Origin of the sequence: Neoalteromonas arenosi (assembly GCF_030362855.1) — a bacterium.
Classification (GTDB): Bacteria; Pseudomonadota; Gammaproteobacteria; order Enterobacterales; family Alteromonadaceae; genus Alteromonas_E; species Alteromonas_E arenosi.
The window spans coordinates 65666-80347 of the sequence record NZ_JAUCBP010000007.1; the positions used below are offsets into that span (position 1 = coordinate 65666).

Sequence of the window (14682 nt, forward strand, 5' to 3'; positions counted from 1 at the left end):
AGCGGAAGTTTGGTACACTGGTACGATGACTGAAATCGTGATTTTTTGCAGTAGGTAAGCAAAGTTTATGCAAACAACATCAGAGTCTTTTGATTACATTATTGTCGGAGCTGGGTCGGCCGGTGCTGCACTAGCAGCGCGCTTGAGCGAAAATCCCGCTTGCAAAGTTTGTTTGTTAGAAGCGGGAGGGCGTGATCGCAATCCGTTGATCCATATCCCTTTTGGTTTATCGCTGTTGTCACGCGTGGAAGGCATAGGTTGGGGATACCACACGTCGCCTCAAACCTTTCTAAATGACCGTGAAATGTTCTGGCCGCGGGGTAAGACACTCGGTGGCTCAAGTTCAATCAATGCGATGTGCTACATTCGTGGTGACATTCAGGACTATGAAGACTGGGCTGCTAGTGGTGCCGTTGGTTGGGGCTGGGATGATGTATTGCCGTATTTCAAACGCTCTGAAAACAATATGCGCGGCGCTGATGAGTTTCACGGCACAGGCGGGCCGTTAAATGTAGATGACTTGCGTCACAAAGACACATTGTCCCATCGTTTTGTCGACGCAGCAGAAAGTGTCGGGTTTAACATTCTGGAAGATTTCAACCGCGAAGAACGTGAAGGTTTAGGCTTTTACCAAGTCTCGCAAATCGGCGGTCAACGCTGCTCAACGGCGAAAGGTTACTTAAAACCTGCACTTCAGCGTAATAACCTTACTGTCATGACCGGGGTAATGGTTGAGCGTGTATTACTCAAAGATAATGTTGCAGTCGGTGTGCAAGCGCGAATTGGTGGTAGAGTACAGCGAATCAAAGCGACTCAAGAAGTGATTTTATGCGGCGGTGCAATTAACTCGCCGCAATTGTTAATGTTATCGGGCATAGGTCCTGCTGAGCATCTTCGCGATAAGGGCATTCACGTTCAAGTTGACTTACCGGGGGTGGGGCAAAACCTGCAAGACCACCTCGATGCTATAGTGCAACACACCACTAAAGTGCGTGAGGGATACGCCGTTGCGCCAACAGCGCTACCTAAATATATAAAAGCCACATTCCAATACTTGTTTAAACGCAAAGGTATCTTCTCGTCTAACATAGCCGAGGCGGGCGGGTTTATGCGATCGTCTTTGGCCGAGAAAGGACCGGATATTCAGTTTCACTTCTTACCTGCTATTTTGGAAGACCACGGTCGCCATTCAGTTATCGGTTATGGATTTGGCGTTCACGTGTGTTGTCTGTATCCAAAGAGTCGTGGTGAGATTCGTTTACAGAGTAGCCATCCAGCCGACCACGCGCTGATTGAGCCAAATTATCTATCTCACCCTGACGATCAAAAAGTGATGATTGAAGGCATTCGCAAGGCTCGTGAAATACTGGCTTCAGAAGGTTTTGAAGAATTTAATAGCACTGAGCAATCTCCTGGTGAAGATGCGCAGTCTGATGAAGAACTTCTCGCCTTTATTCGCGAGAAATCAGAAACCATATATCATCCAATAGGTACCTGTAAGATCGGTGCTAAAGACGATCCTATGGCTGTCGTTGACGAGCAGTTGCGCGTGTATGGTGTACAAAAATTACGCGTGGTAGATGCTTCTGTTATGCCATCTTTAGTGGGGGGCAATACTAATGCGCCCACTATTATGATTGCTGAGCGCGCAGCAGATTTCATTCAGCAAAGCGCGGCTATTTAAGTGTACTGTGCTGGGTAAATAAGTGGGTGGCGCACTCGCACATTTCATCAATGTGCGATCGATCGGCATATATTCCGTCGATCAATAGCCGCGCAATGCCATGCATCGTACCCCAGGTCACTTGTGATAGCCGCAATGTGTCTTCTGTGGCCGGCAAAACCCCAAGCTTTTGCCACTTGCGTGTCATTTCTACTTGGTGTTGAAAGCTTGGATAAGCGACGGCTTTTAACTCATCTGTAGGCTGCGCATTTTTCCAAATCGTGCGGCCAAACATTAACTCATACAGTTGTGGGTTGTCAGCCGCATAATAGATATAATCGCGCACAAATTGACGGAGCTTCTCAGTATTACTTAACGCATCTTGCGCGAATATAGTCTCAGCCTGTGCTCGCCAGCGCACAAAGCCTTGTTCAGCGATCGCACATAGCAACGCATTTTTATCTTTAAAATGATGATATAGCGCAGTTCTGGAAACACCTACCGCGTCGGCGAGCTTGCGCAGCGATAACCCTTCGATCCCCATTTCTTGCAACATGAGAGCAGCCTGCTTTACAAGGCTTGCGCGCAGATTGCCATGGTGGTAACTATTTTTCGCTGATATTGCTTTCATGTGCGTAGATTATGATCTCAATCTTGACAGTGTCAATATAAGGCACTATCTTGACACTGTCTAGTTTTGTGAGATCCATAACATGCATAATAGTAATACTCTCGATTTTAAAGGGTTAGAGACATTAACCGTCGATATTGAAAACCACATCGCACAGATTCAATTAGCTCGCCCTGAACAGTTAAATAGCATGATCCCAGTGTTTTGGCGTGAGTTACCACAAACCGTGCGCCGCATCGATGAATATGCAGCTGCACGCGTAATTGTGATTTCATCACAAGGCAAACACTTCAGTGCAGGAATGGATCTCAGCGTGTTTCAAAACATGGCGAAAGACTTTGGTGGTGAGCCAGCGCGCCGAGCAGAGCGCATGCGCCGCATGGTTTTGGAATTACAAGACGCATTTAATGCACTCGAAGAAATAAGGATTCCAGTACTAGCAGCAGTGCAGGGGGGCGCCATTGGGGGCGCGGTGGATATGCTCAGTGCTTGCTGCAGCCGATACTGCACGGCTGACGCGTTTTTCTGTATTAAAGAAACGGCCATCGGAATGACAGCTGATGTAGGAACGTTACAGCGTTTACCCCATTTAATGCCTCAAGGCCTAGTCCGAGAGCTTGCCTATACTGGTCGCAATTTAGGTGCCGATGAAGCCTTGCGGAGTGGCTTTGTCAATCAAGTGTTTGCCGATCAAGCGACTATGCTTGCAGAAGTGATGAAGATAGCAGCCAGTATTGCGCAGCATTCACCTATGGCAGTGCACGGTTGTAAACACATGATCACTTACACACGTGATCACAACGTCAGTGATAGTTTAAATCACATGGCGACATGGCAGTCAGGTATGTTCCAAATGCCTGATATACAAGCGGCGATGCAAGCTCAACAGCTCAAGCAAATGCCTGAGTATGACGATCTGCACCCTTTGTCATCGCGTATGCAAGATAAGCAATAATAAATACCCTACAAGACATTTTCAGGACCATTAAAATCATGCAACAAACAGCTAATAATTCGGCGCCACATGCGCATTATCCACACCTTTTCAGGCCACTCGACCTTGGTTTTACAACCCTAAAAAATCGTGTGTTGATGGGTTCAATGCACACTGGCTTGGAAGAATTGCCTAATGGCCACAAACGCATGGCTGCATTCTTTGCTGAACGCGCCCGCGGCGGAGTTGGCTTAATTGTCACCGGCGGTATTGGTCCAAATGATGAAGGGGCTACGCATGCGGTAACCCGTCGACTCGATTCAGAGCAGGCAGTGATTAATCATCGAGAGGTTACCGATGCGGTGCATGCAGCTGGCGGTAAGATTTGTATGCAAATCTTGCACACCGGTCGCTATGCCTATAACAAAGACTTGGTCGCTCCAAGTGCTGTGCAAGCGCCAATCAATCCGTATAAGCCTAAGGCATTAGACGCTGAAGGCATTGAAAAACAGATCCAAGACTTTGTGTATACGGCTAAACAGGCGCAAAAGGCGGGTTACGATGGTGTGGAAATCATGGGATCTGAAGGATACTTCCTCAACCAGTTTATCGCTGCTCGCACAAATCACCGTGATGATGAATGGGGGGGAAGTTACGAAAACCGCATTAAATTACCTATTGATGTAGTGCGTCGTGTGCGCGAGGCCGTTGGCGAAAAATTTATTATTATTTATCGCTTGTCGATGCTTGATTTGGTCGAAGGGGGTTCGACGTACGAAGAAGTTGTGATGTTGGGGAAAGCGATAGAAAAAGCGGGTGCCACCATCATCAATACGGGCATTGGTTGGCACGAGGCGCGCATTCCTACTATTGCGACTAAGGTACCAAGAGCAGCATTTACGTGGGTCACAGCGAAGTTTAGAGAAGCCCTTTCGGTGCCTGTTATTACCTCAAACCGAATCAACATGCCAGATGTCGCCGAAGCTGTTTTGGCCAGAGGCGATGCCGATATGGTGTCTATGGCTAGACCATTCCTCGCTGATGCCGACTTTGTCGCGAAAGCGGATCAGGGAAGAGCGGATGAGATCAACACCTGTATTGGTTGCAACCAAGCCTGTCTCGATCATGTTTTCGACGGCAAGATGACCAGTTGTTTGGTGAATCCACGCGCTTGTCATGAAACTGAGTTATTGATACAACCAGCTACCGAAACTAAACACATTGCGGTGATTGGTGCAGGCCCCGCAGGATTAGCTGCTGCCACTACGGCAGCTTCGCGTGGCCACAAGGTCACCCTGTTTGATGCCGATTCTGAAATCGGTGGGCAATTTAATATTGCCAAACAAATCCCAGGTAAAGAGGAGTTTTATGAGACGATTCGTTACTTTGGTAAGCAGCTTGATATCCACAGTGTTGATGTTCGCTTGAATACGCGAGTTTCGGCCGCAGATTTAAATGATGGTGATTATGATGAAGTTATTCTTGCCACTGGTATTTCGCCTCGCACGCCGGCAATTGAAGGGGTTGAGCACAGCAAAGTACTGTCGTATTTGGATGTAATAAAGCACAAGAAACCGGTAGGTAAAAAAGTGGCCATCATCGGTGCAGGCGGCATTGGCTTCGATACATCTGAATACCTGTCTCACGGTGCAAAAACACCCAGCACAGATATCCCTACCTTTATGGAAGAGTGGGGCATTGATATGACTCTCCAGTCGCGTGGTGGCGTAGAAGGCATGCAGCCACAACCAGAGGCTTCGCCTCGTGAGATATACCTTTTGCAACGCAAGTCCAGTAAAGTCGGTGCCGGTTTAGGCAAAACCACCGGTTGGGCACATCGCGCAGGCCTTATGATGAAAGGGGTGCATATGCTCGCGGGGGTGAGCTATCAAAAAATTGATGACGCTGGGTTACACATTATTATCAATGATGAGCCACAAGTACTGGATGTGGACAATGTGATCATTTGTGCCGGACAAGAACCTCTGCGTGAATTAGTGGATGGTTTGGCGAAACCGCATCATTTGATTGGTGGCGCGGACGAAGCCGCTGAGCTGGACGCAAAACGCGCGATCGATCAGGGAACAAGGCTCGCAGCCACTTTATAGGCTGCGAGACTCATTATCTTTACAAGCCAACGCGAGACGGCAAGCGGGCTTCACATTCAGCGTTATTGGTGGGGATAACATCGGTAGTTTGCAACCAATCCGTGCTGTGGAACTCGCGAAATTCGCCGTCCAGGTCAAAACGAGCCACTGTGTAATCGATGTTATCGATAGTCGCATTGCCAGCGGGTTTTAAAATCGCCTGATACGTAGTCTCTAAAAAGGTGATAGTAAGCAGTAAGTTAAAACTTTCTGCATTGTCTGAGGTACTTCCGAGTAATGACCAGAAACCATCAACGAGTTCACCTCGTGTATTGCCATCACCGAGCTCACCGGTAGAGGCATTAGCATCATCGATAAATTTGACGCAAGCGCTAAAACTGCCGTCTATAGCATCAGTGTCGCCCATGAAATAGAACTCGACTTCTGAATCATCGACACTATTGGGTGCGGTGCCCAGATCTAAATCAGACACACGCAATGTCATGCCACTTAGTTGGCTAAATGGTTCAGCATCATCTGGCAACTGTGCTGCTTGAGTAATCTCTTCTGCGCTGTCAAAATCGCTGCCACTAAAGTCATTTTGCACCAATGCTGAAACGTCAGCTAAATCAGTAGATACAGCGTCAACAAGAACACTTACCAAACTATCGTCAGCGGAAGCAAAAAAGTTAACCATCGATTCAATAGTGCTATCGTTATTGCTGCGTTCTTGCAGTGCTTTGACTGTTAGTACTTCGACCAACCGAGCACTACCGGTGGCGGTTTCCATATTGGTATCCACTGTGGGCGGGATTAACTGATCAGTAAGAGAGGCTAAGTTATCTGTGATGCCGATTACCCGATTAAACGCAGTCTGCTTTTGTTGTTCAGATTCCGGCGGCAGTGCATATTCTTTGCGCTCATATAGCGCGATAACCTCATCTTCAGCGCTTTGGATCACGCGTGCGAGTGCGTTATCCGAAGCTAATATTTCATTGAGGGACGAACCCGATTGCACAATTTCTGCGGCCAGGCCGCGATAAATAGCTGCAGTTGCGTCGTTAGGTGTATCAAATTCATTACCAACTTCAGTGTATATGTCGGTCAGTCTATCCGAAAGTATGGTGACTGCTTTGTGGATCTTAATCGCCGTGTTGAGTAATTGTGAGTCGATACCCGTGCCAGAAGTCGTGGCTAAATAATCTAGGTCTATATCAGCAGCATTGATATCGAGCGACTGCAGCACACTGTCTCGCTGTGACGATTCAACATTGGTAAGAATACTGGTGATTGGCGATATAATGACGTTTTCAACATTACCTTCACTGGGTGTTGAAATTCGTCGGCTAAGTTGTCCGCTGAAAGGTTCGCCTGTCAATGTATCGTAGCCACTGTCAATTCGCAGAACCGCGTTACTGAAACCTGTACTACTGGTTAAGCAATATTGCGCTTGCTGCTCCGATGCATCGCTAGTGCAATAGTCAGTGTCAGTGAGCGGGTTGTATGAAAAATAGCCTTGATTGTCAGTAAAGGCCCATACCTCCCAAGCATCGCGAGTACCGTTGTTATTACTGTCGATAAATACTGTTGCACGAGCGATGTAGCCGTCGATAGCGCGGCCTGTAAAGACTTGATTGCGTTCACTGATCACGCCTTGGTCTTGAACATCTGAGCCACAGCCTGCAAGCATCAGCATAGAAGCCACACATGCTGATGATAATTTAGAAGGACTGAAATAGCGTTTGTTCATTTTGTTTTTCCGTTTATTAACTTTCACGTTAGCGGTTAGCGATGTCATTTAAAATTGTTCTTCAATGCTGAGCGCAAAGCCAAAGCGTCGAGGCGCAGTACTTCCGTCTACGACCACATCTTCTAAGCCGTATTCAAAGTCGAGATTCACACTGTCAAATAAGGTAAATCCGAGCGTGGCGCTAGAGATTTCTGTGCCGACTAAATTAGCGTGGTAACCCGCGCGCAGAGATGATAAAAACGGCCAATCCGTTTGGTAGTCGATACCAGCGTGTATCCACTGATGTTGAGCACCGATGTAATCGTTGTATTCGGCTAGGTCAACCGCAGCGCTTAAATAAACCCCGCCCCCTGGCGTAATTAAGCCGTCCAGTCGTGCCTTGACGTCTTTAGTATGAATCTCGCGCTGGGCTATCTCACCGCGAACTTCGCTAAAGAATCGCGCAGCCTCACAGTTTGAGCGTGAAGGGGTGTTTTCAGGGATCGCATCGCAGTTTACGCCCACATCACCAAATTCAAATTCAGGAGAGTTGAGATCTTCAAAGGTAAGCCCAAGGCGATAGCGCGGCGCATCCCATACAAAACCTACATCTAAGCCAAAATCGCTGGAACGATTTTGATTTTGATCGTACTCATCTTCAATGAGATCACCTAAATCAGCATTGGCAAGCTGAACAATCGGTAATACTTGTTTGCTCAAATCAATTGTCATGTATTTGACTTTGATGCCGCTATACAAATTTCCCCATTTGTGCTGATAAATCTCCCGTCCATAGCTCACGCCAAAGGTCGCCTCTACTCCCGATTTGATATATAACGAGGTAGCAGTACTAAACGACTCATTTTGATTATCAAAAGACAATTCCGAGTCGAGGATACTTAAGCCACCGACTGTCGCAAACGATAAATCTATACCCACTGTGCCTTTTAGCGTTTCAGAATAAAAAAACCATGGTGTGAGCGGCAATTGTGCTTGACCACCAAATCGCACATAACCATCTGCTCCAGCTCGCAATAACACATCATTGAAGCGGTCGAGGATCACGCTAGCGTCGTCATCAGTGGAACTTGGATCATCAATAATATCTGCGAGCTCTTCCAAATCATCGGCAAAATTATCAACGGGGCCTGCTTCCACCGCGAAACCGAATGATGGAAAGTAGCCCATGCGCATTGATTCACCATCACTTAATAAAAAGGAATTCATTGCGGGATTGTGTTTCGCAGCTGAAAACGAGTAGGGAGATGACGATGGTCCTGTGGTCAAGCCTGCACCACTACTGGCCGTTGGACCAGATGCTAGAGCTGTTGAGGAGGCTGAAATCAGTACTGCCAGTAACGGCTTATTCATTCTTGTTCCTTAGTCTGTAAGTATGCAATTGAATTTTTATATGGACTCAATTTGAGCGCTTTTGGGGCGACAATTTTAACGTTGTGAAAAGTACAGTAAAGCCGCGGATTTGCGTCTACGTATGAGTATAGATAAGTATGGCAGATTATAGAAATTAGTAATTGTAGCGATTGTGTGGATATGCACTGCCCATTGACTAAAGAGCAATGGTAATTACTATCGCGGACTCAGCAGCAAGGTAGCATTTTGCTGATCGATTTGAAAATTAAATTGACTGAGAATATTCATCCCCAACAGTCCTTGGGGGGAGCGTTCAGGGTCATCGCCCATCATCCTCGACGGAATAACCATTACCGATACGTCTTCAAACTGTAAAGGTCCCATACTAATTGACTTGATGGTAAACATAGGTGCTTGAATAAAACCTGCCGCAGTATTGACTTTGAACACACCGATAAATTGCGATGCAACGCGTGAACTAATTCGAGACCACGTGCGGGTAGTGACTGCGGTAGTCGATGCTCCAGTGTCAATCATTAAGCGCACAGGTCGATTATCAAAACCTAATTCAAGCGTATATTGATTGCCAATGCGGTCGAGTGGAATACGAGTGATGTTGGATTGTTTATCCGGGCGAGTAAACGCATCTAATTGAGCAACTTGCTCATCGCGATCAGGCTGATCAATTTGACGTTGTAATATCTGTCGAATAGAAGCTATTGCAGGATCGTCGTAACGTAGTCCCGCCAGTACATTTTCCATTAAAACTTCGTTGGCTTGTTGCGCATAAGCTTCTGCCAACAAAATCAGGTACCGACGTTCATCTGGCTCAATTTGGATTAGCGGCTCGATCAGCTCAGCCAATAAATCCCATGCCCGATCAAAGCGCAATTGCTCAGTGGCATTTTCGAACAGCTGCTGGATTTTTTCTCCAATGGCTTTGCGCGTTTCAAATTCAAGCGGCAATTCCAGCAAGGCATAATAATTGACCAGGGCGATACCTAAGGGTTCTGTGCGAGCAACTAGTTCAGCTTCGATTAAAAGTGCTTCGTTATTGTCAGGGTTGGCTCTAAGAAATTCTTGCAAGGAAACAGTCAGTTGCGGCCAATCTTCATCACGGAGTAGCTGACGGAGTTGGTCAATATCATTGCTTGCAATGGATTGTTGCAAAGAGCTTTCATCTTGCCCAGAGACAATCGAGGGTATAGGCTCCGGTGTGTCAGTTAATGGTATAGCATTTGTTCTGTCGTCAGGCACTTCAACGAGTTCGATTTGCTCTGCATGAGTCGATAATGGCACAGGAAGTTGTCGCCACAAAAAAACGTTCAACCCCAACGACGCGATTAATAACAGCCATGGAAGTTTGAATTTAAAAAAAGCCATGGTGCTTACCGGTTACGCAATCTCATTGTTAGACAATAACGCATCGCCATAAGTTTTGCTAAAAACTTCTGGCATGCGTTTCGGCAAGCCGCTACTGAGTGCGATGCAGACAAATTCAGTGCGCGCTTGGAATACTGTCTTTTGTCGCTGCGTGCAAATAAATTGAAATTGCCGGGTCAAATTCAAACGCTTATCGCAGTGAATTATCCACGTCGCACAAGCAATGGTTTGCCCTTCGTGACAGGCTTGTAAGTAATCAACCTCATGACGCTTGATCGCCATGCCGCGATCTAGCGCTTTGTATTGCTCTATGGTCAATCCCAGTGTATTGCTGTGAGCCCACGCGAGTCGCTCGATTTGACTGATGTAGGCAACATTATTGACATGACCATAGTGGTCAATAACATCACGTTCGATAGTCCAAAGCTGGATAAAAGGGGTTGGTAGATGCCAATTGAGTTCAGTCATTAGGCCATCTCTTGCGGCAGTGGGTTGTTTTTCAGTTGAAAATCACTGGCAAGTAATGCTTGCATAATTGCCGTTTCGCGGCTGATGATGGGATCGAGAAATAGGCGTACATCGCCTAACTGCTTAAACGCAGAGAATCCTTCCGCCAGAAATTCGTGCAGTGTTAATACCCCCGCCAATTCCGCCGGCTTGCGCGCCATCTTAATCAGCAAGCTGATACCGCGCACGTGCACTACATCCGCCAGTTGTAAGCCCAATTGCTCAACGATGGCTATTTGCTCTACACGCTCAGCTTGGCGATTTACCTGACGATAGGCCTGAGCATACAAATCAGCATTAATCGCTGAGGCTTGCAGAGTATCGGCGTCAATTAGCTGTAAAAGGGCTTCTACCATTGCTGAATCTAAGTCAAATGAAAGCGCGTTTAAGCGTAGGGCATCATCCAATGCACGCAGTGCTTTTTCGGGTAAAACAGCTGCTAATTTGGGGATGACTCTGGTTAAGTCTTTGTCGCGTTGACTAAAATCTTTCGGCCCATAAAGCTCGTCCACAAAGAAACGCATTGCGTCGGCAAATTCGGGTTGAGCGTTTAAGTCCTGATGGGTCGTCAACAAACGTTGGCATTGCCATTCCTGCAATGCTTGTATTGAGTCCAAACGGCCCATTTGTAGCGCCAAATCACGCCGCGCATTAACGGTGTAGATATGCTGAATAATCTGATCAGCGTTTATAGCCATAAAAGTATTAATTTTTACAATCACTGTTACCAATAGATTGTCGCAAGTTGAACAGCATTACAAGCCGCATGAAGTTTCTGGTAAACTGCGCCGCAATTCAAACTCGATAGTACAAATGAGCATGTTTTCTGGCGTAGCGGCCGATAGTCACGAAGAGCGACAGGTGGATCAGTTGATCGCTTTATTTGATGATACATTTAAAGCATTTAATACACGTTTAGTGCGCGGCACAGACGAGCCTATTTATCTGCCAGCGGATCAATCCTGCAGCCATAATCGTATTGTATTTGCGCACGGTTATTTCAGTAGTGCTTTACATGAAATTGCCCATTGGTGCATTGCGGGTAAGGCGCGCCGTAGGGAAATCGACTACGGTTATTGGTACTGTCCAGACGGTCGAGACGCACAGCAACAAAGTCGGTTTGAAGTGGTCGAAATTAAACCTCAGGCACTTGAGTGGGCCTTTAGCGTTGCTGCCGGGCGAACCTTTGGCGTGAGCACCGACAACTTAAATGGCGTACAGCCCGATCGGCACGCATTTGCGCAGCGGGTCTATGTACAGCTACAAACCTACTGCGCAACTGGCTTTCCCGCCCGTGCAGCACAATTTATCAGCGTGTTGAATGAGTTCTATCAAGCGCCAATGTTAACGCCACAACAGTGTTTGTCTTTGAGTAAGGATTTAAACCATGCCGCGTAAGTTTCGTTTAGGCTTAATTGTTAATCCCTACGCCGGCATCGGCGGGGCAACTGGATTTAAAGGCAGTGATGGGGCAGAAACACGGCAACAGGCATTGGCCAAAGGCGCAAAGAAATTAGCTAATGAAAAAACTGCTCGGGCCTTGGCTCATATCCAAGCGTACAAAGAGCAATGCACAGTTGTTACAGTGGCTGGTGAAATGGGGGCTACAACAGCTTCACATTTGGGATTTCACGTTGAGGTAGTTTACACACCTCAAGCGCACCAGACAGAGGCCATCGATACACAAAATGCAGCAGAAATTATGCTCGAGCAGCGGCTAGATGCGTTGGTATTCGCCGGCGGTGATGGTACAGCAACCGATATCTATAATATTGTCAGTGACAAGGTACCTGTGCTGGGTATTCCAGCAGGTTGCAAGATTCACTCTGGGGTCTACGCCGTATCGCCTAATACAGCAGGTAAAGTCCTTGCCATGATGATTCGCGGTGAGTTGGTAACCGTGCGCAATGCTGAAGTTCGCGATATCGACGAAAGTGCCTTTCGCAAAGGCGTTGTGGTTGCGAAGCACGTCGGTGAAATGCAAGTACCCCAGGAGTTGCGTTATATCCAAGCGGTGAAGATGGGCGGGAAAGAAAGTGACGAGCTGCTGTTACAAGATATGGGCGATCATCTTGCCGAATTGTTCGATGAATATGACGACACTATGTTTGTTATTGGCTCGGGCTCCACTATAAAGGGCGCCATGCAAGCCATCGGTTTAGAAAGCACATTGCTGGGCGTTGATTTAGTTTTTCAAGGACAGGTCGCTGGCGCTGACTTAAGTGCTGACGAACTTCTGCACCGCTGCCAAGATAAGCCGGTTAAGATAGTGGTAACAACCATCGGTGGTCAGGGGCATATCTTTGGTCGTGGAAATCAACAAATAAGTCCTACTTTAATTCGTCAAGCTGGGCGTGAGAATATCATTGTCATGGGCAGTAAGGGTAAACTTCAGGCATTAGACAAACGTCCGCTTGTAATAGATACCGGTGATACTGAACTCGATGCGATGCTAAGTGGCAGTATGCCGGTGATTACCGGTTATCACGATGCGGTTTTGTATCCTATTTCGGATTTAATCAGTGAGGATGTTGACACATGACAGGTTTTATTGACCAGGTAAATCACATGGAGCAGCAATTGCATTCGGTGGTTGATACTGGAGATGATCAAGCGTTATTCATTGCGAGCTACTTACACGGGCATTTTGACGTAGTAGTAAGTCAAATTGAGAAAACGCCAGATCCGAGCATTGCGGCTCTGGATAAAGCGATGGCGCAAAGTCTAGACAGCGCGTTTGCCAACGCGGAATTAGAATCCAGTGATCAGTATCAAGTGACAGCACTTTGGCAAACTTTGGTGGCATCAGTTAACTCATAGCGGCAACCCATTGCCTCATCTGAAGGAAAAAGAGCCTCTTACATGTCGCAAACCCATAGCTAACCCTCCTTTAAAATTCTTGGCGAGATTCTTGCAGCATTCGAACGGGAGATTAACCTTCGAATAGAGACTCAGGCCATGACAATTTTAACGCCGCGCAAATACTCTTACTTGTTGGTCGCAAGTATACTGAGCTACGCGCTGATCGGTTGCTCACAAACAGCGGATAGCCAACAAGTACAAAAAGCCCCTTCATCCCCCTCGTCGGCCTTGGGTAATGTTGAATTACACACTCATCAATTGGCTAATGAATTGTTTGCCAGATATCGCGGAAATCGCAATGCTCGCTATGCGGTTGTTGGCTTTGTGCCGGTTGATACTTTGCAATATGACGGTAATCAACAGCACCCGCTTATGCTATTGGGCCATCAGTTAGAGCAGGGACTAATGACTGAGGCCGCACGCAGAGGTTATACGACTCAAGAGTTTAAGATTTCAAACGATATAATGATTAATACAACCTCTGATCGCGTATTAACTCGTGATGTAGAGAAACTGCCAGGGCTTGAAGCGATTGATTTCTACATTACAGGCACCCTTGTTTATCAGCAGGAAGGCGCAGTAGTAAATGCTCGAATTATTGACGCGAGAAATAAAGAAGTCGTAGCTGCTGCAACGCGTTTTTTCCCAGCTGAACTCTTTTGGCAGAGAGAACAAATGACGTCTCGAAACGGCAAACTGTATCGGACTAGCCCTGAGTTGTGATACAAATTTTAACTTTTATAAACGGTAATGACATGAAAAAAACCTCGCATATGATTTTAACACCACTGGTGCTAAGCGCTTGGTTGTCGGGTTGCGCAATGTTCGAAGATGAGCAGCAAAGCGTAACGATGCAGCCGGTTAACGATACTTTGCCAACCATGCAAGTCATCGATATTACCGGTGCAGAACCTTTGCCTGAAGTGTCGCAAGAAAGTCAGGACGACACGCGAGCAGATAGTTTCGGTGCGTTCGGTCAACCTCCCCAATATTCGAGTGTGCAAGGCGCATATAAGGGGCGACCTTTAGCCAAGCATGTCGGTGATTATGTTAAAAATCTCACCCAAGATTTGATCAGTAATATGGAATATGTAAATACGCAAACGCCCGTTGCTGTGACCCACTTCGCGTTGCTTGACAGCAATTTGCAAGAGACCAATCTACTTGGTCACCAAATGGCTGAGTCATTCGTTCACGAGCTACACAAGTTTCGTATTCCAGTACTAGATTATAAAGCGACTGATTATATTCGTGTAACCGATAGTGGCGACTTTATCCTTACGCGTGATTATTTAGAGCTCAGCGCCAACTTGCCGATGGAATATGTGTTGACCGGTACACTGACCAAGCATCAGGGAGGGTATTTAGTTAATGCACGTATTTTAGGTCTTAACTCTAAAGCAGTGGTGGCAAGCGCACAAACACTGATACCGTTTTATGTTGTTGATGCGTTAATTCCCAGTGAGCGTAAAACCGACGAAATGCGCGATGGCGTGCGCTTAACAAGGGGTTAAG

The 14682-nt window shown here is 46.8% G+C and carries 14 protein-coding genes; 8 read left to right on the top strand and 6 right to left on the bottom strand.

The annotated features are described in order from the left end of the window. The first annotated feature begins 67 nt into the window (after positions 1–67). Positions 68–1684, top strand: a complete 1617-nt coding sequence (locus tag QTP81_RS06840) for a GMC family oxidoreductase (RefSeq protein ID WP_289364612.1) — start codon at positions 68–70, stop codon at positions 1682–1684. Here the strand turns inward: QTP81_RS06840 and QTP81_RS06845 are convergent. Beyond that, a complete protein-coding gene (locus QTP81_RS06845; RefSeq protein ID WP_289364613.1) occupies positions 1677–2294 on the bottom strand; it encodes a TetR/AcrR family transcriptional regulator in 618 nt (205 codons plus the stop codon). The two genes, QTP81_RS06840 and QTP81_RS06845, sit on opposite strands and share 8 nt — an antisense overlap. A gap of 82 nt (positions 2295–2376) precedes the next feature. Here QTP81_RS06845 and QTP81_RS06850 point away from each other — a divergent pair, with 82 nt between their 5' ends. Together QTP81_RS06850 and QTP81_RS06855 are read left to right on the top strand one after the other, a co-directional pair. Beyond that, a complete protein-coding gene (locus tag QTP81_RS06850; RefSeq protein ID WP_289364614.1) occupies positions 2377–3249 on the top strand; it encodes a crotonase/enoyl-CoA hydratase family protein in 873 nt (290 codons plus the stop codon). A gap of 38 nt (positions 3250–3287) precedes the next feature. Then, positions 3288–5336 (top strand): NADPH-dependent 2,4-dienoyl-CoA reductase, encoded by a 2049-nt coding sequence (locus QTP81_RS06855; RefSeq protein WP_289364615.1) that lies wholly within the window; start codon positions 3288–3290, stop codon positions 5334–5336. Positions 5337–5355: 19 nt separating this feature from the next. On the opposite strand, the gene QTP81_RS06860 is transcribed toward QTP81_RS06855, so the two are convergent. The 5 genes from QTP81_RS06860 to QTP81_RS06880 form a co-directional block, all read right to left on the bottom strand. After that, entirely contained in the window at positions 5356–7065 is a 1710-nt protein-coding gene (locus QTP81_RS06860; RefSeq protein ID WP_289364616.1) for a hypothetical protein, read from the bottom strand. Between the two features lie 48 nt (positions 7066–7113). Then, positions 7114–8415 (bottom strand): conjugal transfer protein TraF, encoded by a 1302-nt coding sequence (gene traF / locus QTP81_RS06865; RefSeq protein ID WP_289364617.1) that lies wholly within the window; start codon positions 8413–8415, stop codon positions 7114–7116. Between the two features lie 216 nt (positions 8416–8631). Continuing rightward, on the bottom strand, positions 8632–9798 hold the full coding sequence (locus QTP81_RS06870; protein ID WP_289364618.1) for a retropepsin-like aspartic protease: 1167 nt from the start codon (positions 9796–9798) through the stop codon (positions 8632–8634). A gap of 12 nt (positions 9799–9810) precedes the next feature. Continuing rightward, entirely contained in the window at positions 9811–10266 is a 456-nt protein-coding gene (locus tag QTP81_RS06875; RefSeq protein WP_289364619.1) for an acyl-CoA thioesterase, read from the bottom strand. Then, on the bottom strand, positions 10266–11003 hold the full coding sequence (locus tag QTP81_RS06880; RefSeq protein WP_289364620.1) for an FFLEELY motif protein: 738 nt from the start codon (positions 11001–11003) through the stop codon (positions 10266–10268). Before QTP81_RS06880 ends, QTP81_RS06875 begins: the two co-directional genes overlap by 1 nt. Positions 11004–11118: 115 nt before the next feature. Between QTP81_RS06880 and QTP81_RS06885 the strand changes: the two genes are divergently transcribed. From QTP81_RS06885 to QTP81_RS06905, 5 genes are all read left to right on the top strand, one after another. Next, positions 11119–11703: an elongation factor P hydroxylase gene (locus tag QTP81_RS06885; protein ID WP_289364621.1), complete on the top strand. Its 585-nt coding sequence runs from the start codon at positions 11119–11121 to the stop codon at positions 11701–11703. Continuing rightward, positions 11693–12847 carry an ATP-NAD kinase family protein gene (locus QTP81_RS06890; protein WP_289364622.1) on the top strand — a complete coding sequence of 385 codons (1155 nt, stop codon included), beginning with the start codon at positions 11693–11695 and terminating at the stop codon, positions 12845–12847. Before QTP81_RS06885 ends, QTP81_RS06890 begins: the two co-directional genes overlap by 11 nt. Beyond that, complete coding sequence (locus tag QTP81_RS06895; RefSeq protein ID WP_289364623.1) at positions 12844–13125, top strand: YfcL family protein; 282 nt, start codon at positions 12844–12846, stop codon at positions 13123–13125. Before QTP81_RS06890 ends, QTP81_RS06895 begins: the two co-directional genes overlap by 4 nt. A 138-nt stretch (positions 13126–13263) precedes the next feature. After that, complete coding sequence (locus QTP81_RS06900) at positions 13264–13890, top strand: FlgO family outer membrane protein (protein ID WP_289364624.1); 627 nt, start codon at positions 13264–13266, stop codon at positions 13888–13890. A gap of 32 nt (positions 13891–13922) precedes the next feature. Further along, positions 13923–14681, top strand: a complete 759-nt coding sequence (locus QTP81_RS06905; RefSeq protein WP_289364625.1) for a FlgO family outer membrane protein — start codon at positions 13923–13925, stop codon at positions 14679–14681. Position 14682 lies beyond the last annotated feature (1 nt).

Bases quoted from the DNA above. Each gene is read 5' to 3' on its own strand.
- QTP81_RS06855 (WP_289364615.1), top strand. From the start codon at position 3,288: ATGCAACAAACAGCTAATAATTCGGCGCCACATGCGCATTATCCACAC.
- QTP81_RS06900 (WP_289364624.1), top strand. From the start codon at position 13,264: ATGACAATTTTAACGCCGCGCAAATACTCTTACTTGTTGGTCGCAAGT.
- QTP81_RS06895 (WP_289364623.1), top strand. From the start codon at position 12,844: ATGACAGGTTTTATTGACCAGGTAAATCACATGGAGCAGCAATTGCAT.
- QTP81_RS06845 (WP_289364613.1), bottom strand. From the start codon at position 2,294: ATGAAAGCAATATCAGCGAAAAATAGTTACCACCATGGCAATCTGCGC.
- QTP81_RS06875 (WP_289364619.1), bottom strand. From the start codon at position 10,266: ATGACTGAACTCAATTGGCATCTACCAACCCCTTTTATCCAGCTTTGG.
- QTP81_RS06870 (WP_289364618.1), bottom strand. From the start codon at position 9,798: ATGGCTTTTTTTAAATTCAAACTTCCATGGCTGTTATTAATCGCGTCG.
- QTP81_RS06885 (WP_289364621.1), top strand. From the start codon at position 11,119: ATGAGCATGTTTTCTGGCGTAGCGGCCGATAGTCACGAAGAGCGACAG.
- QTP81_RS06850 (WP_289364614.1), top strand. From the start codon at position 2,377: ATGCATAATAGTAATACTCTCGATTTTAAAGGGTTAGAGACATTAACC.
- traF (WP_289364617.1), bottom strand. From the start codon at position 8,415: ATGAATAAGCCGTTACTGGCAGTACTGATTTCAGCCTCCTCAACAGCT.
- QTP81_RS06880 (WP_289364620.1), bottom strand. From the start codon at position 11,003: ATGGCTATAAACGCTGATCAGATTATTCAGCATATCTACACCGTTAAT.
- QTP81_RS06840 (WP_289364612.1), top strand. From the start codon at position 68: ATGCAAACAACATCAGAGTCTTTTGATTACATTATTGTCGGAGCTGGG.
- QTP81_RS06860 (WP_289364616.1), bottom strand. From the start codon at position 7,065: ATGAACAAACGCTATTTCAGTCCTTCTAAATTATCATCAGCATGTGTG.
- QTP81_RS06905 (WP_289364625.1), top strand. From the start codon at position 13,923: ATGAAAAAAACCTCGCATATGATTTTAACACCACTGGTGCTAAGCGCT.
- QTP81_RS06890 (WP_289364622.1), top strand. From the start codon at position 11,693: ATGCCGCGTAAGTTTCGTTTAGGCTTAATTGTTAATCCCTACGCCGGC.